At 60.8% G+C, this 20,457-nt stretch carries 19 protein-coding genes; 11 read left to right on the top strand and 8 right to left on the bottom strand.

All coding sequences use genetic code 11. The features are described 5' to 3' along the window. Positions 1 to 52: 52 nt before the first annotated feature. Positions 53 to 1,759, top strand: a complete 1,707-nt coding sequence (locus GGR20_RS03175; RefSeq protein WP_246349370.1) for an alpha/beta hydrolase family protein — start codon at positions 53 to 55, stop codon at positions 1,757 to 1,759. A 35-nt stretch (positions 1,760 to 1,794) separates the two neighbouring features. Here GGR20_RS03175 and GGR20_RS03170 read toward each other — a convergent pair whose 3' ends face one another. Next, positions 1,795 to 2,481, bottom strand: a complete 687-nt coding sequence (locus GGR20_RS03170) for a retropepsin-like aspartic protease family protein (RefSeq protein ID WP_183309750.1) — start codon at positions 2,479 to 2,481, stop codon at positions 1,795 to 1,797. 62 nt (positions 2,482 to 2,543) lie between these two features. Further along, the gene (locus tag GGR20_RS03165; RefSeq protein ID WP_183309749.1) at positions 2,544 to 3,395 is read right to left on the bottom strand and encodes an adenosylcobinamide-GDP ribazoletransferase; all 852 of its coding nucleotides are present in this window, start codon (positions 3,393 to 3,395) and stop codon (positions 2,544 to 2,546) included. Between the two features lie 65 nt (positions 3,396 to 3,460). Here GGR20_RS03165 and cobT point away from each other — a divergent pair, with 65 nt between their 5' ends. Continuing rightward, entirely contained in the window at positions 3,461 to 4,480 is a 1,020-nt protein-coding gene (gene cobT, locus GGR20_RS03160) for a nicotinate-nucleotide--dimethylbenzimidazole phosphoribosyltransferase (protein ID WP_183309748.1), read from the top strand. Here cobT and GGR20_RS03155 read toward each other — a convergent pair. Then, on the bottom strand, positions 4,477 to 5,130 hold the full coding sequence (locus GGR20_RS03155; RefSeq protein WP_183309747.1) for a DUF6683 family protein: 654 nt from the start codon (positions 5,128 to 5,130) through the stop codon (positions 4,477 to 4,479). The genes cobT and GGR20_RS03155 overlap by 4 nt on opposite strands. A 61-nt stretch (positions 5,131 to 5,191) precedes the next feature. Next, a complete protein-coding gene (locus GGR20_RS03150; RefSeq protein WP_246349369.1) occupies positions 5,192 to 6,724 on the bottom strand; it encodes a sensor histidine kinase in 1,533 nt (510 codons plus the stop codon). Between the two features lie 304 nt (positions 6,725 to 7,028). On the opposite strand from GGR20_RS03150, the gene GGR20_RS03145 reads away from it, so the two are divergent. Then, complete coding sequence (locus tag GGR20_RS03145) at positions 7,029 to 7,508, top strand: Lrp/AsnC family transcriptional regulator (RefSeq protein WP_104894700.1); 480 nt, start codon at positions 7,029 to 7,031, stop codon at positions 7,506 to 7,508. A gap of 10 nt (positions 7,509 to 7,518) precedes the next feature. Continuing rightward, complete coding sequence (locus GGR20_RS03140) at positions 7,519 to 7,920, top strand: VOC family protein (protein WP_183309746.1); 402 nt, start codon at positions 7,519 to 7,521, stop codon at positions 7,918 to 7,920. Here the strand turns inward: GGR20_RS03140 and GGR20_RS03135 are convergent. The 3 genes from GGR20_RS03135 to GGR20_RS03125 form a co-directional block, all read right to left on the bottom strand. Further along, complete coding sequence (locus tag GGR20_RS03135) at positions 7,917 to 8,804, bottom strand: phosphotransferase (RefSeq protein ID WP_183309745.1); 888 nt, start codon at positions 8,802 to 8,804, stop codon at positions 7,917 to 7,919. The two genes, GGR20_RS03140 and GGR20_RS03135, sit on opposite strands and share 4 nt — an antisense overlap. Further along, positions 8,797 to 9,810: a GTP 3',8-cyclase MoaA gene (gene moaA, locus GGR20_RS03130; protein WP_183309744.1), complete on the bottom strand. Its 1,014-nt coding sequence runs from the start codon at positions 9,808 to 9,810 to the stop codon at positions 8,797 to 8,799. The genes GGR20_RS03135 and moaA overlap by 8 nt, the downstream gene beginning before the upstream one ends. 92 nt (positions 9,811 to 9,902) lie before the next feature. After that, complete coding sequence (locus tag GGR20_RS03125; protein WP_420827426.1) at positions 9,903 to 10,484, bottom strand: L,D-transpeptidase; 582 nt, start codon at positions 10,482 to 10,484, stop codon at positions 9,903 to 9,905. A gap of 255 nt (positions 10,485 to 10,739) precedes the next feature. Between GGR20_RS03125 and rpiA the strand changes: the two genes are divergently transcribed. The 6 genes from rpiA to gltX all read left to right on the top strand — a co-directional run bounded on the left by rpiA (position 10,740) and on the right by gltX (position 18,073). After that, positions 10,740 to 11,438, top strand: coding sequence for a ribose-5-phosphate isomerase RpiA (gene rpiA, locus GGR20_RS03120; protein WP_183309742.1), 699 nt, complete (start codon positions 10,740 to 10,742; stop codon positions 11,436 to 11,438). Positions 11,439 to 11,458: 20 nt separating this feature from the next. Further along, a complete protein-coding gene (locus GGR20_RS03115; protein WP_183309741.1) occupies positions 11,459 to 11,986 on the top strand; it encodes a DUF2059 domain-containing protein in 528 nt (175 codons plus the stop codon). A 136-nt stretch (positions 11,987 to 12,122) separates the two neighbouring features. Continuing rightward, complete coding sequence (gor, locus tag GGR20_RS03110; RefSeq protein ID WP_183309740.1) at positions 12,123 to 13,496, top strand: glutathione-disulfide reductase; 1,374 nt, start codon at positions 12,123 to 12,125, stop codon at positions 13,494 to 13,496. Between the two features lie 74 nt (positions 13,497 to 13,570). After that, on the top strand, positions 13,571 to 14,950 hold the full coding sequence (locus GGR20_RS03105; RefSeq protein WP_183310057.1) for a class II 3-deoxy-7-phosphoheptulonate synthase: 1,380 nt from the start codon (positions 13,571 to 13,573) through the stop codon (positions 14,948 to 14,950). A gap of 109 nt (positions 14,951 to 15,059) precedes the next feature. After that, a complete protein-coding gene (locus GGR20_RS03100) occupies positions 15,060 to 16,748 on the top strand; it encodes an NAD+ synthase (RefSeq protein ID WP_183309739.1) in 1,689 nt (562 codons plus the stop codon). After that, positions 16,745 to 18,073, top strand: a complete 1,329-nt coding sequence (gltX, locus tag GGR20_RS03095; protein WP_183309738.1) for a glutamate--tRNA ligase — start codon at positions 16,745 to 16,747, stop codon at positions 18,071 to 18,073. The genes GGR20_RS03100 and gltX overlap by 4 nt, the downstream gene beginning before the upstream one ends. Here gltX and GGR20_RS03090 read toward each other — a convergent pair. Next, positions 18,018 to 19,157 (bottom strand): DUF2865 domain-containing protein, encoded by a 1,140-nt coding sequence (locus GGR20_RS03090; RefSeq protein WP_183309737.1) that lies wholly within the window; start codon positions 19,155 to 19,157, stop codon positions 18,018 to 18,020. The genes gltX and GGR20_RS03090 overlap by 56 nt on opposite strands. Positions 19,158 to 19,355: 198 nt before the next feature. Between GGR20_RS03090 and GGR20_RS03085 the strand changes: the two genes are divergently transcribed. After that, positions 19,356 to 20,363 carry a fumarylacetoacetate hydrolase family protein gene (locus GGR20_RS03085; RefSeq protein ID WP_183309736.1) on the top strand — a complete coding sequence of 336 codons (1,008 nt, stop codon included), beginning with the start codon at positions 19,356 to 19,358 and terminating at the stop codon, positions 20,361 to 20,363. Positions 20,364 to 20,457 lie beyond the last annotated feature (94 nt).

Below are 20,457 nucleotides of genomic sequence, written 5' to 3'. Positions count from 1 at the left end.
GCGGTATAAGCCACCCTTCGGTTGACGTTCCAAACGGCCAATGGGGGCAAAATTGCTGAACAAGAACCTTCGCCTGTTCCACCTAGGATGGGTCATCATTCTCATCGGCGCATTGCTTGCGCACTTCATTCAGACATCAGGCGGCATATCCATTCGCGATATCCGTTTCAACGGCAATAACGGCCAGGTCCTGAGCGGCCTGCTCTATGTGCCTCCGGGCGTCTCGGCGGAAAACAAGGCCCCGGCGATCCTGGCGGTGCACGGCTATATCAATAGCCGCGAGACCCAGTCCGGCTTTGCGATAGAATATGCGCGGCGCGGCTATGTCGTCCTGGCTCTCGACCAGTCCGGACATGGCTATTCCGACGGTCCGGCCTTCGCTAACGGCTTTGGCGGGCCCGGCGCACTGGCCTATCTGCGCGGTCTCGACATCGTCGATACCGACAATATTGGCCTTGAAGGCCACTCCATGGGCGGCTGGACCGTGCTAGCGGCGGCGGCCACCATGCCTGACGCCTACAAGTCCCTCGTGCTCGAAGGCTCGAGCACCGGCGCACCCTTCGCCATGGAAGGGACCCCGGAATGGCCCCGCAATCTTGCGGTCGTCTTCTCCAAATACGACGAATTCTCGCAGCTGATGTGGAATGTCGACCGGGCCCAGGATGTTGCTGACAGCCCCAAGCTGCAGGCGGTCTTTGGCACCGATCAGGCCGTGGTGCCTGGCCAGGTCTATGGCGATATCGCCCAGGGCACGGCCCGCATTCTCCAAATGCCCAACACCACCCATCCGGGCGATCACATCTCGCCCGAAGCCATCGGTTACTCCATCGACTGGTTCGCCGAGACACTGGATGGGGCCGAACCCTTGCCGTCTTCCGACCAGATCTGGTTGTGGAAGGAAATTGGCACGCTGATCGCGCTGGTCGGTTTCGTGGTGCTGCTGGCTGGCACGTTTCAGGCGCTACTGGGCGCTCAGGCCTTCGCCCATCTGCGCGACACGCCGGTCAAGGCGGCGCATTCGGAGCGTGGTGCCAAGTGGTGGCTCGGCTTTGCAATCAGCGCCTTTGTCCCGGTGCTGACCTACTACCTGTTCTTCGGCTGGGGTGAGCAGCTTCTCCCGGCCTCGGCGCTGCTGCCGCAGACGATTACCAGCCAGATCGCCTTCTGGGCGGTGCTGAACGGCCTTATCGTCTTCCTGGTCGGACTTGTGCTGCGGGGTGAAAAGGTCAACGCCCGGGGCAATATCTCCGGTTCTATCCTGATCGCACTGGCGACGGTCGGCATCGGCTACCTGTTTGTCCTGGCAGCGGATTTCCTCTTCAAGATCGACTTCCGCTTCTGGGTTGTGGCGCTCAAGCCCCTCAGCCTGGTTCAGGCCAAGATTGCGCTGGTCTATCTGGTGCCGTTCACCCTGTTCTTCGTGCTGGCGCTACGCGGCCTGCATACCGGACTGACGGTGGCCGGGGACAGCCGCCTCAAGCAGTATCTGTCCAATATCGGCGCACTGGCGCTGGGCTTTCTGGTCTTCCTGGCATTCCAGTATGGCTGGTTGCTGTTTGCCGGTCATCTGTTCAGCATCGAGGAACCGCTGAACACGGTGATCGCCATCCAGTTCCTGCCACTGATGACCATCATCGCCTTCCTGTCCACCTTCACCTATCGGCGAACCGGCAGTTATCTGCCGGGAGCGTTCATAAACGCGCTATTCGTGACTTGGTACATTGTGGCGGGACAGGCCACCCAGTTCCCGGTGAGCTGACAATCCTGGGGCGGGCCTGCGGGCCCGCCCCTTTTTCAATCCACCAGTTCCAGAGAATTCTGCGTCACGCTGTATCGGCTGAGGGTCTCAAGAAACGTCATGCCCAGCAGGCTGGTCTCCAGCGCTCCTGGCTCGGTGACAAAGGCGGTCAGGTTCCGCCGCATGATGCCGCCCACTTCAATGCTGTCGAGCCGCGTCCGGGCGGCGAGCCCCTGGCCATTGGCCGTCGATACCGGAACGCTGTAGCGCAGCCCCTCGACGTTCACACCGGCGGCCTCTGCATCTGCAATGGTCAGCACCACAGCGCTCGCGCCCGTGTCGAATATCATCGGGGTGGTATGGCCATTGATCGTGGCATTGACCTCGAAGTGACCGCCAATGCCGCGCCGGAAGGTCGCAGTGCCCGCTTCGCTGTCCACCAGAGCTACGCCAGGCTGCAATTCTCCAGCGACCCGGCCCACAACACCCAGCAATTCGTCGCGATAGGCATAGGTCACCATGGCCACGCCAAAAAGGCCGACCCAAAGCAGCAAGCCGCCCAGCAGTTCAGAGGCGCGGTGACGTCGGGTGAACAGGCCTCCGGCAAAGATGATCAGCAGCACCAGTAGCGGCACCAATTGCGCCGTCTGCATTTGGTTCAGCCCGACCATGCTCCCGACGTCGGCACTGATCAGCAGCACGATGCCCGCAGCAATGATCAGTGCGATGCCGATAAAGCCCATCAAGTCTGACCTTTCACATTCCTCATTCCGATTAAGGGCGCTGGCGCGGCGATTTCAAGGCGTCACGCGAAGATCAGCAACACGGTCAGGGCCGCGATTTCCCCCAGTGCCCCCGCCGCGCCAATCAGGTCACCGGTTTGTCCCCCCACCAGCCGTTTGCAGAGCGCCGTCCACCCCAGAACGACCAGGGCAACAACGAAAGCTGCAGAAGCGACACCAAGCAAGCTTGATGCCGGTGCTCCGATGACGAAGACCAGCAGCAAAGCGAGCGTCGCCCCGATGGCAAATCGCGACACGGGTAGCGCTCCCACTGCGGACGCGGCGCCATCGGCGCGGGCAGGGGGGAGGGCAACGGCCACCCACAAGGCCCCCGACCGTCCGGCAATATTGGCGGCTAGCCACAGCCCCGCCGCCGCTGGCGGATTGATTGTCGCCACACTGCCAATGGCGCTTACCCGCAAAACCAGAAACAGGCACAGCGCCGCTACCCCATAGGTGCCATGGCGGCTGTCTTTGAGAATTTCGAGCCGTCGATCGGGCGTCGGCCCACCGAACAGCCCATCGGCGGCATCGGCGAGCGCATCCTCCATCATGCCGCCACCGACCAGCACCATGGCCGCGACCGACAATGCTGCTGCAAAATATCCAGGCAGGCCCAGCCAAACCCCGGCAAGCAACAGAACTGGTCCAATGCCCATCACCACCGAAGCGAGCGGCAGAGCCATGGCGATCCGCCCGAGATCAGGCAATTCATGTGACGTGGCGCCTGTTGGCAGGCGAGAAAAGAACCGTAGCGCCATCACCAGATCGTCCAAAAGACCCATTCCGCCCCGAGGGGGGGGCGGCGCATAGGCATCACGGCTGGCAGTGTCGATCCGCTCGGCTCGGTCGGCTTCAGCTCCGTTCTCGCTCAATTGCTTTTCGCTCCGTAATGGGCAACAAGACGCGCGCCTTCCTACCATATCGCGCCGGACCTGCTATGCCACTCAACCCTGCCTTTGCTGACATTGTCGAACTGCTCGTGGCCGTGCCCGATGGCGATGAGCAGGCCGTGACCGCTATCCGGCAGCGTGACGCCCAATTGACCAAGCCCCCCGGTTCGCTTGGCCAGCTTGAAGGGCTGGTGGAATTCCTGGCGCGCTGGCAGCACCGCTCAAAGCCGCGTCTCGACAATCCGATGGTCACAATTTTCGCCGGCAATCACGGCGTGACCGAACAGGGTGTTTCCGCGTTTCCTCGCGAGGTCACAGCCCAGATGGTGTCCAACTTCACCAATGGCGGCGCCGCGATCTCGCAGATTTGTGGGCTGCACGAAATCAATCTGCGGGTCTTCGAACTGGCGCTGGAGCTGCCAACCGGCGACATCACCAAGGAACCTGCACTCGATGACCAGATGTGTGCCGCCACCATCGCCTATGGCATGGAAGCGGTGGCCGGCAAGCCGGACTTGATCTGCCTGGGCGAAATGGGCATCGGCAATACCACCATCGCGGCCGCCATCTATGCGGCGCTCTATGGCGGCACCGGCGCCGATTGGGTCGGCCGGGGCACTGGCGTCGACGATGAAGCCCTCAAGCGCAAGGCCGATGTCGTTGACCGCGCACTGGCGCTGCACAAGGCCGAGCTCGACCATCCGCTCGCCATCCTCGCTCGCCTCGGCGGCCGCGAAATCTGCGCCATGCTTGGGGCGTTGGTGGCAGCGCGGCATCAGAAGGTGCCGGTCATCGTCGATGGTTATGTCGCAACCGCGGCCGCGGCCATCGCGCACGCGGTCAATCCGGCAGCCATCAACCACTGCCTGTTCGCCCATGTTTCTGCCGAAGGCGCCCATGCACAGGTGCTCTCGAAGATGGGACAGTCCGGCCTGCTCGATCTGGGCATGCGTCTGGGCGAGGGGAGCGGAGCTGCCCTCGCTGCTGTGCTGGCCAAGACAGCCCTGCACCTGCACGACAACATGGCCACCTTTGAGGGCGCCTCGGTCAGCGGCAAGTCTGTCTAATCGTCCTGTGGTCGACCCTGGAAACCGTTGGGGCCAGGGACCAGATCGAGCAAATTGACTTTCATCTGGTCGTGAAAGCGCGACACCGACGCCATTGCCAGAGTGTAGAGCGCCTCAATGTCCTGTTGCGCTAAAGCGTTATTGAGCGCCGCGTGCTCGACCAGAAAGTTCAGGATATAGCCCTCGGCCATTTCCTGCCGTTGCTGGTCGCTGAGCGTAAGAAAATTCGGATCATTGGCGAACGCCTGGCGCAGTTGCCGCTGGATCGGGCGACTGTCGACCTCGACGGCATAGGCGCCATTGGCTGCAACCCAGTTGAGCACCCAGTAAGAAGTCAACGCGTCAGCCACATTGTTGGTGGTCAGCCCGTCCGGCGCGACAAGCTCCTGCCAGATCTCGTTTGGGCTCCGCTCTTTAAACGCTTCTACCAGGCTGTCTCGCACCTCGGGCCCGACCGACCAGCGAATACGGGAGAGAAACTCCCGCTGCATCCGCGCCGATATGCTGGGAGAGTGCCGATAGCTGGTATCGAACTCCGCGGCGTCCGCCGCCGCAGAAGGACCATCAACCGCTAGGGGTAATTGCTGGGCATTGGTGCCCAATGGTGTTGCCAGCAGCACCAAAGCGGTCAGAAGTGGGCGTATAAACATCGAGCCTCCAGACACGCGATCCTCAGCGTGATCGCGGCGAAATTTCGGCGCGGCGCACTGATCACCCGGCTTCTGAATAGATTTCCAGCCGATTGCGCTTTTCCACCACCGGCGCAAGGGCATCCATCACCCGGGCGCGCGGGAAGGTGGCGATCACCTCAGTGCCGAAGCGGAGCTTGGAGAACAGGTCGAACCGCCCCTGATGCAGGTCCATGATCTTCTGCACGATCGGCAAACCCAAGCCCGCGCCCTGTTCGGCGGTCTTCTGCGCCAGCGAGCCCTGGCCGAAAGAAGACAGAACGGTTGCGATTTCACTTTCGGGAATGCCCGGCCCGTTATCCTTCACCGAAATCAACTGCCCGCCATCGCCGCTGCGCTGCACCACGAGCACGATCCTGCCCTGCTGCGGCGTGAACTTGATCGCATTGGAAAGCAGGTTGAGCACCACCTGCCGGATGGCGCGCTCGTCTCCCCAGAGACGAGGCAGGTTATCGCCCACGTTGAACACCAGTTCGATATTCTTGGACTTGGCTCGCAGCTCCATCATCCGCCGGCAGTCGTCCGCGATATCAACCAGCGACACGACTTCTTCATTGAGCTCATACTTGCCTGCCTCGATGCGGCTGAGGTCCAGCAATTCGTTGATCAGATTGAGCAAATGCTGTCCGCTGGCGTGAATGTCACCAGCATATTCCTTGTATTGCGGCACCTGATGTGGTCCGAGCAGTTCGGATTTCAGCACCTCGGAAAAGCCGATAATGGCGTTGAGCGGTGTGCGCAACTCATGGCTCATCGTGGCCAGGAACTGGCTCTTGGCGATATTGGCCTGCTCGGCATGTCGGCGCGCCTCGTCCGACATGTTGCGCGCCTCTTCCAGCTCATAGATCAGCGTATCTTTCTCGGCCTGGTGGGTAATGGTTTCCAGCTCCGAATTGTGCAGCTGACGGGCGAGATAAACGAAGAAAATCTCACCGCAAATGGCCACCGCCGCCAGCGTATAGTTGAGCGTGCCACCCAACGCGATCAGCGAAATCGACACCGTCGTCGTTACCGGCAGCGTGCTCATCAGCGTGGCCGGGGGCAGTGTGTGGGTGGCGATGGCATTGCTGGCGATGCTCACCAGCACCATGGCAAACATCACTGGTGCCAGTGCCTCGGGGTCCGTTACCAGAGTAAACAGGGCCAGTAGCGACAGCGCCAGCCCTCCAAGGCTTTCGGCGGCGACAAAGCTGGTGGTCCAGCGGGCTGCGTTGAACTTGTGCGGATCGACCGATTTGAACCGGCGCGCGGTGACCACAACGACCAGCAGGCTCGAAATGACCAGGCCCGCCCAGACGGTCGTGACCATCAGGGGCACCCAGAAACTCGCGACAACCGCCAGAATGCTGACAATGGCGGCCATGGGCAGCGCCGCGCCGATCCGGGAATCGGCATAATCATGCATGAGCTCGAAATCGAAATCGGCGCGCGTACCAGAGCTCGACGTCAGTCGCTGACGCGCTTCGAGCACGGCTTTCTGTGCTGTACGCTTGCCGTCATGTCCGTGGCGTGCGCGGACACTGGCGTCGTGGACCGACATGGAAGACTTACTCATTTACTCGATACTGCGAACAAAAACGCGCTCGCGACGCTCTGGATCGAACCTTAGGGGCGCCTTGGTTAACAGGGCGTGAAACCGCCTCGCCGATTTCCGGTCCCAGCCATCCTGTTGAAAGTCCGCCGCCCAAGAATGCTCTGGCCTGTTGCCGCGCAAGAACGTTAAGATAGTCTCTCGGCATTCGTTCGATTGCGAAGAGCAATAATATTGCGCGTCAACCGTGGCTATGGCACTTGTGTTGGCGCTGGTGGTCAAGTTCTACTGGCTGAGCGAAATCTGATTTCAAGAGATCGAGATGGCATTGGACAAGATCGACCGGAAAATCCTCACGCTCCTGCAGCGAGATGCCACCATGCCGGTCGCCGAGATTGGTCGAAAGGTGGGGCTTTCCACCACCCCCTGCTGGCGCCGTATCCAGAAGATGGAAGAAGATGGAATCATTCAACGGCGTGTGGCGGTGCTTGATCCGGTCAAGGTCAACGTCGGGGTCACCGTCTTCGTGTCGGTCAAGACCAATGAACACAACGATTCCTGGATGCGCAAATTCTCTGGCGTGATCGATGAATTTCCAGAAGTCGTTGAATTCTATCGTATGAGCGGCGATGTTGATTATCTCATGCGTGTCGTTGTGCCCGACATCGGTGCCTATGACACGTTTTACAAGCGTCTGATCAGCAAGATCAATTTGACCGATGTCAGCTCGGCCTTTGCCATGGGTCAGATCAAGTACACCACGGCTCTGCCGCTCGATTTCGCCATCATCTCCGACGATGACAAATAGGCTTTGAACCATGTTGCTCGGATTCGAACATGTCGGCATGACCGTGAGCGACATGGAGCGCGCCATTGATTTCTACTGTGGATTGCTGGGTCTACGTCTGAAGTATCGCAGAACCACTGCCGGCGGCGAGCTCGCCTTTCTCGACGCCGGTGGTGGTATGCTCGAAATCGCTGCACCCGCCTCAGACGTCGGGCCATTTCGAGATGTGCCCCATTCCGAAGCCGGCTTTCGTCACATCACGCTGGCCTATGACGATGTGGACACCATGATCGAAACGCTTGAAGAAGCCGGAGTCGAAATCGCGGAGCGGCCCCGCGCCGCCTATAACACCGAGATGATCACGCGCGTGGCCTTCGTGCGGGATCCAGACGGAGCGCTTGTCGAACTGATCGAGCGTGCAGAGGGACGCTAGAGCGCTTCAGCGAGCGCCGAACAGCGCTGCATGGCCCAGTCGATGAGCCGCACATCGCCATCAGAGAATGCTTCGTGCAGCGTCAGTAGCCCGATCTGCAATTGGTAGAAGCTTAAGGTCTCTGGTTCTGCCAGGCGCCAAGGTTCACGCTGCTCGAAATAGCGGCACTGCTGCTCCATGCAGTCCAGCCAGCCTCGCCAGAACAGGACATTGGCCAGATCATAAAGTGGGTCGCCAATCCTGGCCTCGGACCAATCCAGCACCCCGCTGACCAGGCCGCGCAGCACCAGAACATTGTTCGATCCGAAATCGCCATGCACCAGTCCCCGGCGCTGCGGCAGCTTGGCGACGTTTCCAGCGACCAGCTCTGCCCAGCGATCAATTGAAGCGCGCGCGTCGGCACCGGTATGGCGCCAGTCCAACTGCGCGACCGCGGCAACGAAATCCGACCAGCTTGAACGCGCGGCCATCAGCGGGGACGCGGCCAAACGATGCAGTGTGGCCGTGTCGAGGGCGGCGAGCCGATCAAGCACCTGGGCGACGCCGTGACCAAATTCGAACGCGCCGCCTTCAGGCAGTGCCTGCAGCGTGTCACCGGGCAGCAATCGGGACACACAGGCAAAGGCATTGTTCTCCAGAGGGGCGACCAGCATGACCTCCGGCACCGGAATAGCGCTTTCGGACAACGCCGCACCGATCAGCTGATCCATCTCGAAGCCGAGGGCCGTAGCATTGACACGAACGACAAAAGCCTCTGCCCCGCAATCAAAGGCGAAAGCACGGGACTCCTCGCCTTCGGTCAGCTGTCGTAATGGTCCACGGAGAGGAAAAGCACTATCGAGAACCTGGTCCAGCGCTGCCGGCGAAAACTCTGGTTTACCCACCCGTCACGCTCATATGCCGAGCTACGGCGGGGTCCGCACGCGTCCGGTCCAATACGAAGTCATGGCCCTTGGGCTTGATGATCATGGCGTGGTCCAGCGCAGCATCGAGGGCTTCAGCACCGCCATTGCGCCAGGCATCGCGCAGATTGACCTGATCATCCTGCCCCAGGCACAGATAGAGCTGCCCGGTGGCCGTCAGTCGAACCCGATTACAGCTCTCGCAGAAATTGTGGCTCATCGGGGTGATGAAGCCCAGCGTTCCACCTGTCTCGGCGACATGAACATAGCGCGCCGGCCCGCCCGTGCGCTTGTCGAGCTTTGTGAAGCTGTAGCGGCGCGCCAGCCGGTCATGTAGCTCGCGCAGGGGAAGATAAGTATCGACCCGGTCAATGCCGACGTCACCAAGAGGCATCCCCTCGATCAGCGTCAGCCCCATGCCTCCACCATGCGCCCAGTCCATCATGGCCTCGATTTCGTGGTCATTGACGCCGCGCATCGCCACCATGTTGATCTTGATGGCCAGGCCCGCCGCCTGGGCTGCGCCAATTCCCGCCAGCACATCGCCGAGCCGTCCGCGCCGTGTGATCTGCGCAAAACGGGCCGCGTCCAAAGTATCGAGCGAGACATTGAGACGACGTACACCGGCCGCAAACAGGCCTTCAGCGTGTTTCTGGAGTTGGCTGCCATTGGTGGTGATGGTCAATTCATCCAGGCCGTTGCCAATCCGGCCACCCAGATTGCGCACCAGGGCCATGATATCGCGCCGCACCAGCGGTTCGCCCCCTGTTAGTCGTATCTTGGTGGTGCCACGGGCAATGAAAGCGCCGGCAATGGCCTCGACTTCCTCGAAGCTGAGTACATCCTTCTTGGGCAGGAAGGTCATGTCCTCCGCCATGCAATAGACACAGCGGAAGTCACAGCGATCCGTCACCGAGATACGCAGATAGGAAATGCGTCGGCCGAAACTGTCGACAAGGGGGCGCTGGGGCGTGGGCGAACCGGTCATGCCCTCAGTTTATCCCTCTGCTTCGCTGACGCAAAGCGCCCAAAAGAAAAGAGCCGCCAAATTGGCGGCTCTTTCCGAAAATCTTGTTCGGATCAGTGATTGACCACGATCAATGCGCCCACCCGCACGCGGTCGTAAAGATCCATCACGTCGTCATTGGTCAGTCGGATGCAGCCCGACGACACCGCCTGGCCGATGGACCAGGGCTCGGACGTCCCGTGCACCCGGTAAAGCGTGGAGCCGATATAGAGCGCCCGTGCACCCAGCGGATTGTCCGGGCCACCGGGCATATAGGCCGGCAGATCGGGCACGCGCTTGCGCATGGCCGGCGGCGGCGTCCAGCCGGGCCATTCCGCCTTGCGGGTGATGCGGTGGGTGCCGGACCAACGGAAACCGTCACGACCAACGCCAATGCCGTATTTCATCGCCTTGCCACCTTCGAGCACCAGATAAAGCCGGCGTTCGCTGGTTTCGATGACGATAGTGCCTGGCTTGTGGTTGGTTTCGTAGTTGACGATTTGCTTGCGGATCGAGCTGCTGCCGGTCCGACCACTGGCCGAACGTTCCTCGAACTTGTTGGTTTCCGGATTATACCACAGAGCCGCACTTGACGGCAGTACGGTGCTGACTGCCAGCAAAACTGCCATGCCAAACGCCAATACAATTCTTGTGATGCTCATGCTTCCACTTGGCCTCTCAAATACGTTGCCCTGATTCGGGTCCACGACTATTTGCGCTACTTACTTTGTCTCGTGCGAGGCCGAAAGGGACCCGCCCAGTTTCCGCCACATATGCGTCATCATCGCCACATTGTGTTGCCAGTCGGTTACACCTTGGAGTCACCAATCCGTGAACACGCGACTTTCGGATGCTTGACAGTCATGGTGCCTCGCTGCCAAACCCGCCGAAATTGGCGAAAGGACTGATCAATGAGCGAAGCGCTGAAGCGTGAGGCCGCAGCTCGGGCCGTCGCCGAAATTACCTCCGGCATGAAGGTGGGATTGGGCACTGGCTCGACCGCCAGGCACTTCGTGGAATTGCTCGGAGCGCGCGTGGCGCAAGGATTGGATATTGTCGGCGTTCCCACCTCGGAGGCCACGGCTCGCCAGGCGCGGGAATGCGGCATTCCTCTGTCCGATCTGGATAGCCTCGATCGCCTCGACCTCACGGTTGATGGGGCAGACGAAATCGACCCTTCTCTCAACCTCATCAAGGGGGGCGGCGGAGCGCTGTTGCGCGAGAAGATCGTGGCGGCGGCGTCGGACGCCATGATCGTTATTGCCGATAGCTCCAAAATCGTCGATGCGCTTGGACGCTTTCCGCTGCCCATCGAGGTCAACCGTTTCGGCCTCGGCGCCACACGGCATGCTGTCGCGGCAATAATGAAGCACCATAATGCTCAGGGCGAGCTGAAATTGCGGGCTTCCGGCAATGGCGAACCATTCCTTACCGATGGGGGGCACCTCATCCTGGATGCATTTTTTGGCCGCATTTCGCAGCCAGAAGCCCTCTCAAACGAGCTTCTGGACATTCCGGGCGTGGTCCAGCATGGACTGTTCCTGAAAATGTGCCGCGAGGCTTATGTGGCAACGCCGAATGGCGTAGAAACACTTCTCAAGGGCAATTGACCAGAGTGGGACGAGACAAGATGGCATTGTGGAATATTGGAAACTGGGCACGCAGTGCCAGGATGATGGCACTGGCTGCACTGGTTGCCGGCACCTTTGGAGCCGCTGTACCGGCCTCTGCCCAGGAAGTGGCGCCAGAAGAGCTTGCCATGGCACGCAAATATATTGATCTGACCGACCGCGGCGCCGTGTTCGAAACCACAATTGTGGAAATGGGCATCGATACGATGCGCCAGATCATCACCCAGAATCCGGAGATCCAGGAAGAGACCAGCGACGCCATTGGCGAGGTCATCAAGTCCTATAACGGCCGCAAGGGCGAACTGCTCGATCAGTTTGCCCGCGTTTACGCGATCTACTTCACCCTCGAGGAACTGACCGAAATCGTGGCCTTTTACGAGTCGCCGGTGGGCCAGAAGCTGGCAACCGCCAACTCCGAGCTGAACGCGGATGTTCGTCGCGTGCTGCAGGTTTATACCAACAACCTGCGCACCGAATTCTTCGCCAAAGTGCGCTCCGAACTGCGCGATCAGGGTATTGAGCTCTGATTCCTATGGCATTGCCTGGATACCGACCCCGCCTTGTGCGGGGTCTTTTTTTGTGCGAAGCCCAAACTATATTCATCGTCATTAGACGATAGAGCGTCGGCATGTTGGTATGCGCTGAACCGAGCAGGGGACTGAAATGGATTTCGACTACGATCTGATCGTCATTGGTGCCGGTTCTGGTGGCGTCCGCGCTGCGCGCATGGCCGCGACCTATGGCGCCAAGGTGGCCATCGTCGAGGAATTCCGTGTCGGCGGCACCTGCGTTATTCGCGGTTGCGTACCCAAAAAGCTCTATGTCTACGCGGCGCGCTTCCGCGACCAGTTCGACATTGCGCAAAGCTTTGGCTGGCACGTCGACGCCAGCTTTGATTGGCCAACCCTGGTTGCTGCCAAGGAAAAGGAAATCACCCGGCTCGAACATGCCTATGCCAGCAACCTGGAAAAGCCTGGTGTCGAGATCATCCGCGACCGTGCAGAGGTGACAGGTCCGAATGGCGTTCGTCTTGTGCGCGACGGGCGCGAACTGAGCGCCAAATATATTCTGGTGGCCACCGGCGCGCGGCCGTTCGTTCCCGATATTCCGGGTGCCGAGTTGGGCATCACATCCAACGAGGCCTTCGATCTGCCCAGGCTGCCCCATTCCATCCTCATCGAGGGTGGGGGCTATATTGCGGTTGAGTTCGCCACCATTTTCGCTGGCCTGGGCGTCAACACCACCATCATTTATCGCGGTGACTGCATCCTGCGTGGCTTCGATGAGGATATGCGGCGCGGTCTTGAAGCCGGGCTCACCGAGCGCGGCGTCCGCATTATTTATCAGACCACCATCAAATCGCTGGCCAAGACCGGTGACGATGTGACTGCCACGTTCAGCGACGGTGTCTCCGCTCCTTACGGGGTTGTCATGTTCGCCACTGGCCGCCGGCCAAATATCGACGGCCTCGGCCTTGAAAGCGCTGGGGTGAAGCTCACCGAGCACGGCTCCGTCGCCGTCGACGAATATTCGCAGACCTCCGTGCCCTCGATCTACGCGGTCGGCGACGTCACTGGCCGTGCCCAATTGACCCCGGTGGCCATCCGCGAAGGCTGGTACTTCGCCGAGACAGTGTTCAACGATAATCCGCTCAAGGTCGATCACTCATTGATCCCGACCGCAGTCTTTGCTGAGCCGGAGATCGGCACCGTCGGTTTGACTGAAGCAGAGGCTGCGACCCACGGCGATGTCGATGTTTACGTCTCGCGCTTTCGGCCCATGCAAAACACGCTCTCCGATCGCACCGAGCGCATGATCATGAAGCTGATCACGGAGAAGGACGAGGGCAAGGTGCTTGGCGTTCATCTTCTGGGTCCAGGAGCTGCCGAAATGATCCAGCTCGTCGGCGTGGCCGTCAGCATGGGCGCCACCAAGGTCGATTTGGACCGCACGATTGCCCTGCATCCCTCGGCTGCCGAAGAGCTGGTGACCTTCAAATCGCCAAGCTATTCCTACCGCGACTGCAAACGCGTCTGACCCTTTCTGCTTGGCAGCGGCGCTCTGGCTTGCTAGATCGCCCCGACCCTTCCTGCCGGCCCGAAGCGAGACAGATTATGACTACCTGGACACCGAGCTCCTGGCGTGAGAAGCCAATCCGGCAGGTGCCGGCCTATCCAGATCCGGCTGCCCTTCAGGACGCTGAACGCCAGCTCGCGACCTTTCCACCGCTGGTGTTCGCCGGTGAAGCGCGTGATCTGAAGTCCCGCCTAGCAGCGGTCGCAGCCGGTGACGCATTCCTGCTCCAAGGCGGCGATTGCGCCGAAAGCTTTGCCGAGCACGGCGCCGATCATATCCGCGATTTCTTCCGCGTTTTCTTGCAGATGGCGGTGGTCCTGACCCATGGGGCGTCCAAGCCGGTCGTCAAGGTCGGTCGCGTCGCCGGGCAGTTCGCGAAGCCGCGCTCTGCCGACACAGAAATCATCGACGGCGTTGAACTCCCCTCCTATCGCGGCGATATCATCAACGACATTGCCTTCACCGAAGCCTCGCGCGTTCCTGACCCCAACCGCCTCCTGATGGCCTATCGCCAGTCGGCCGCAACCCTCAACCTGCTGCGCGCCTTCTCAATGGGCGGCTATGCCGAACTGACCCGCATTCACGAGTGGACCATGGGCTTCATGAAGGGCTCAAGCTGGGATGCGCGCTTCGAGGAAGTGGCTCGCCGCATCGACGATGCCATCACCTTCATGTCGGCGCTCGGCATCAATCCCGACAATACACCGGCTCTCAAGCAGACCAGCTTCTTTACCAGCCACGAAGCTCTGCTGCTCGGCTATGAGGAGGCGCTGACCCGCCGGGACTCGATCACCAATGACTGGTACGCGACCTCCGGTCACATGCTCTGGATCGGCGACCGCACCCGCGATCCCGACGAGGCCCATGTCGAATATTTCGCCGGCATCAAAAATCCCATCGGCATCAAATGTGGGCCGAGCCTGTCCAATGACGATCTGCTGCGCCTGCTCGACCGGCTCAATCCGACCGACGAAGCTGGCCGCATCACCCTGATTTCACGTTTCGGCGCCGACAAGGTGCACGAGCACCTGCCGCGCCTGATCGAAACGGTGCAGAAGGCTGGCCGCACGGTGGTCTGGTGCTGCGATCCGATGCATGGCAATACCATCAAGGCGTCGACCGGCTTCAAGACCCGCCCCTTCGACCGTGTGTTGGCAGAAGTGAAGAATTTCTTCGATGTGCACCGCGAAATGGGCAGTTACGCCGGCGGCGTGCATATCGAGATGACCGGTGACGACGTCACCGAATGCGTCGGCGGCGTCTCTGCAGTGACCGAAGCAACGCTGTCGGATCGCTACAATACCTATTGCGACCCGCGCCTCAATGCCAGCCAGGCGCTGGAGCTGGCCTTTCTGGTTGCCGAAGAAGTGCACGCGCAAAAGCCGCCGCGCCAACAGCGTCTGGCCGGCGAGTAGTCGTCTGCCCAGCCCGCATCGCCGCTTCCCGCCTGCGCCGCTTGCCCTTGCCGGGGTGAGCGGCTAATCCTTGCGCCGCATCCGGCTTCACACCGGATGGTCCTGTTCCATGCACCCAGGCCAGCTTCCAGTGACCGACCAGCTTCGCATCGCGCTCGCCCAGCTCAATCCCAAGGTGGGCGACTTGTCCGGAAACCTCGCGCTCGCGCGCCAGGCGCTGGACGACGCCAAGGCCGCAAAAGCCGACATCCTGATGCTGTCCGAATTGTTCCTCACCGGCTATTTCCCGGACGATCTGCTGTTCAAGGAACAGTTCATAAAGGACGCCATCGGTGCCGCGCGGGCGCTGGTGGCCGATACCAAGGGCACCGATGTGGTGCTCATTCTGCCGACTATCTGGCTCGACGTCACGGGCTTGCACAATGCGGTTCTGGTTGCTGAACACGGCGATATCACGGCCATCCGCTACAAGCGCGAATTGCCCAATAGCGACGTGTTTTATGAGCCGCGCTATTTCGAGGCCGGCCCGCTGCCGCTGCCCGTCACAATCAAGGGCGTTTCAGTAGGCATTCCGATCTGCGAGGATGTCTGGCACACACCGGTCTGCGAGCATTTGGCCATGCGTGGCGCCGAGATCATGCTTTGCCCCAACGGCTCGCCCTATTGGACCAATAAGCAGCATATCCGCAAGGACCTGGTGCGCGCCCGCGTGGCCGAAGACGGCGTGCCCATGCTCTATCTCAATCAGGTCGGTGGTCAGGACGAACTGGTCTTTGACGGCGCATCCTTTGCCATGGAGCCGGGCGACAAGCTGGTCCTGCAAGGCAAGTCCTTCGAACCCGATTTCATCGTCTCCGATTGGGTCCGCACCGACGCTGGCTGGACCTGCAACAACGGCCGGATCGAAGAGTTGACCTCGGTCAAGGAAGCGCCCTGGCGCGCATGCGTGCTCGGCCTGCGCGATTACGTTCTCAAGAACGGGTTCTCTCATGTTGTGCTGGGCCTTTCCGGCGGTATCGACAGTGCCGTAGTAGCCGCCATGGCCGCCGACGCTTTCGGGCCTGAGAAGGTCCACGCCATCATGCTGCCCTATCGCTACACCTCCGAAACCAGCCTGCGGGATGCCAGGGACTGCGCCGACAGGCTCGGCGTCCGTTATGACATCGTCACCATTGGCGATCCGGTCGACACCGCGCTCAATGAGTTGCAGCCCATTTTCGGCAATCGCCCCATCGACATAGCCGAGGAAAACCTTCAGTCGCGCATGCGCGGCACCATCCTCATGGCCGTCTCCAACAAACTCGGCTCCATGTTGCTGACCACGGGCAACAAGTCCGAAATGGGCGTGGGCTATGCCACCATCTATGGCGACATGAATGGCGGCTATAATCCGCTCAAGGACATGTTCAAGATGGATGTCTACGCTCTGGCCGCCTGGCGCAACAAGCACCTGCCGGGCGATTGCCTGGGTCGGGCAGGAGAGGTCATCCCCCAATCCATCATCGACAAGGCCCCCAGCGCGGAACTCCGCCCCGACCAGACCGACCAGGACAGCCTGCCACCCTATCCGGTGCTCGATGATATCCTCGCCTGTATTGTGGAAGAGGAAATGGCGCTGGACGACATCGTGGCGCGCGGGCATGACGCAGCCCTGGTCAAGCGCATCGAACGTCTGCTTAACATTGCTGAATACAAGCGCCGTCAGGCCGCGCCGGGCCCCAAGATTACGCCTCGCGCCTTTGGGCAGGGGCGCAAATATCCCATCACCAATGGCTACAAGGACGGGACAATAGGATGAGTGTAACCGTTCGCTGGGCGCCGTCCCCCACCGGCCATATTCATCTGGGTAACGCCCGTCCGGCCTTGCTCAATTGGTATTTTGCCCGCCGCCATGCCGGCCGCTACGTGCTGCGCATGGACGACACTGACCACGCCCGCTCTACCCGCGAATTTGCCGATGGCATCGAAGCGGACCTGTCCTGGTTGGGGATTCAGCCCGACCTGCTGGTGCGCCAGTCCGAGCGCACAGCGCTCTATGACGCCGCCCGCGATCGTCTGGTTGCCGCCGGCCGCCTCTATCCCTGCTACGAAACCGAGGAAGAACTCGACCGAAAGCGGGCCCGCGCGCGTCTGTTGGGCAAGCCCCCAATCTACGATCGCGCCGCGTTGAACCTCACCGAGGAAGATCGCGCCCGTCTCGAAGCCGAAGGCCGCACGCCGCATTGGCGCTTCCGGCTCGATGGTCGCCCGGTGCAGTTCGACGACCTCATCAAGGGACCGCAGACGGTAAATACCGCATCCATGTCTGACCCGGTGCTGATCCGTGCGGATGGGTCCTACCTCTATACGCTTCCATCCGTCGTCGACGACATTGACCTCGATATCACCCACATCATCCGGGGTGAGGACCATGTGTCCAATACGGGAACCCAGATCGAAATCTTCGAGGCCCTGGGTGCAACGCCGCCGACTTTTGGCCATCATAACCTGTTGACCGACGCGCAGGGGCAGGGCTTCTCGAAACGTCTGGGCAGCCAGTCGATCGCCGATTTCCGGGAAGAGGGCTACGAGCCGCTGGCCATAGCCATTGTCGCAACCCTGACCGGCACCGGCCTGCCGGTAGAGGTCTATGACAACCTTGACGCTATCGCCGAAAAGCTTGATTTCTCGATGATTTCGCATGGGTCTGCCCGGTTCGATCCTGCCGAACTCGACACGCTCAACGCCCGCATGCTGCATGCGATGCCCTATGCGGATGCAGCGCCGCGCCTCAGCGCGCTTGGGCTGGAAGGCGAGGCCATGTGGACCTTGCTGCGGGAAAACCTCGTCAAATTCCCTGACATCGTGGAATGGTCCAAGCTGCTGACCGGTCCGGTCGAGCCGGTCGTGGCCGAGGAGGATCGCGACTTCCTGGCCCTGGCCAAGGCCATGCTGCCCCCCGAACCCTGGGACGACTCAACCTGGAGCCATTGGACCAATGCCCTCAAGGCGAGCACCGGGCGCAAGGGCAAGGGGCTGTTTCTTCCGCTACGCATGGCCCTGACAGGCCGTCATGACGGTCCCGAACTCAAGTCCCTGCTTGTCCTGCTCGGGCGTAAGGCGTGTCTGGACCGACTACCCTGACGCTCTTGCCACCAAGCTGGACGATCCGCAGTTCCGGCGTCACTGGCGCACTTGGCTGACGAGCAATCTCGCCCGGTCCGGCGGGACGCGGACGGGGCAGGGGCACATCAACGAGGGCTACGGTCGCGACAGCTTCCACCGGGGCTGCCTGCACCGGCGCAACGCCGCGCGGATCCCGCAACGGCATGGGGATGCGCACCCCATTGATATCCAGCATTGCCCGGCTGCTGCCATCGGCGGTCGCCACCACTGTCACCGACCCATCAGCGGTCGGCGCAGCGTGGCAACTGGCCGATTTGTCGAACTCATTGCGGTAGGCAAAGGCCGTCGGCAGGGATGCGTAAGGCACGCCATTGACGCTGCGCATCTGCTCGGGTTCTTCGCCCGGATTATTGTAGTAATAGAGTTCGACTGCCGTATTGGGGCACATCTGCTGGCAACTGATCGCATCATTGCCGAGATAGTCGGGCAGGGTCGCATAGCTGATCGGCCAGAAATACCCATCGCTCAGGCGCACGCATACGGTGCGCACAGTGTTGTAGCCCTGATAGCCCCAATAGTCGCCGCCGTCGACGAAATCACCATTGGTGAAATCGCCCTCTGACGTCGTGCCGAAAATGCGGTCGAAAATGTTCTGGCGCTCGCGGGTGAACGTCGCGTTGGACCCTGAATTGCAACCGAAGCGCGCCATTTCCTGCAGGATGGCCTCGCGCTGCTGGGCCACAGCATTGGCGGTTTCCACTGACTGGCTGAGCTGGGCATAGTCATCCCGCAGGCTCAGCACGTCGCGCGCGATTAACTGGCAGCTGCGGCTCAACGTGCGTCCGGCGCGGGCATCGTCATTGCAGCCCTCGCGAATATATCGGCTTTCGGCCTGCTGAACCTGGCGCTGCAATTGGCGCGCCGCATTGGAATTGCTGCCTAGCTGACGAAAATCACCATTGCGGTCGAACTGGGCCAGGGCCGACTGCAATTGCCGGCATTGCGCGGCCTGTGCATGGGCGACATCGACATCCAGCACCAGCACGATCGCCGCCAGGATCAGCAAGATAAGGGGGCGAAGCCCCGACAAAGTGATATTCACGCCATATTCCCGTTTGCGGAGGCCGAACCCGCATGCGCCTTAGGGCCGTTGATGGATCTTGCAGCAAATCAATGGCTTGAAGCGTCAAACCGATTCTAACGCCGTGGATAATGCTTTAACGTCCATGGCAACATTATAGCGACATGATTTGCCCCGCGGTAGCGCGTCCGGGCAACACACGCCTTAAGGAGAGATCGCATGAAACTCGCCACCCTGCGCAATGGCCGTCCCGATGGCCAGCTCGTGGTCGTTTCCAACGATTTGGCCCGGTGTGTTTCGGCCGGACGCATTGCGCCCAATCTCCAGGCTGCCATGGATGATTGGGAGCGGGCCGAACCTGCCCTGGAGGCGCTTGCGATACAGCTTGATGCGGACGAGATCACCGGCCAGGTCTTCGACCCGAAGGCAGCGCATGCGCCTCTCCCCAGGGCCTATCAGTGGATTGATGGTTCAGCCTATATGAGCCACCTCGAGCGTGTCCGGTCGCTCAAGGGCAGCAAGGACGAAGAACTGCAATCCATCCGTCCGCTGCTCTATCAGGGCGGCTCCGATTCACTCCTGGCAGCGACCGCACCCATCGTGGTGCCCAGCGACGATCTGGCACTCGATTTTGAGGGCGAAGTCGGCGTGATTATCGGGGCTGTGCCCATGGGCGCGACGCGCGAGCAGGCCTCATCAGCCATTCGGTTGGTGACTGTGCTCAACGACGTGTCGCTGCGCCGCCTGGTGGTCGATGATCTCCAGAACGGTTTTGGTTTTTTCCACGCCAAGCCGTCCACCGCTTTTGCGCCCATTGCGATGACCCCGGCCAGCCTTGGCGCGAACTGGCGTGACAATCGCCTGCATCTGCCCATCCGCATCGAGGTTAATGATAAGCTATATGGTCAACCAAATGCCGGTATCGGCATGCATTTTGACTTTGCAGATCTGATCGTCGAGGCGGCGCGCACCCGCAATCTGTCGGCAGGCACCATTATTGGAGGCGGTACGGTCTCAAACCCGCACGACCAGACCCTTCCGCTGAAATCGGACGGCATCGGCTTTGCCTGCATTGCCGAGGCGCGCACCGCCGAAAAGGCCAAATATGGCCGGGCCCGCACACCTTTTCTCAAGCCGGGAGATCAGGTGCGCATTAGGGCCGTGGACGCAGCCGGGCATTCGATATTTGGCGACATCGAACAGTCAGTCTTTCTGCTGTCTGATTAGCTGGTCACATTCGCGTGTGCACATTGGGACTGTCACCAAGCCGTGCAATCGTGTGGGCGTGGGATGAGGACCCGTCCGGTGCAGGATATTTTCG

The organism is Devosia subaequoris (assembly GCF_014197055.1).
GTDB lineage: Bacteria > Pseudomonadota > Alphaproteobacteria > Rhizobiales > Devosiaceae > Devosia > Devosia subaequoris.
The sequence above is the reverse complement of the archived record's forward strand: the minus strand, read 5'-3'. Positions and strand labels throughout refer to the sequence as shown.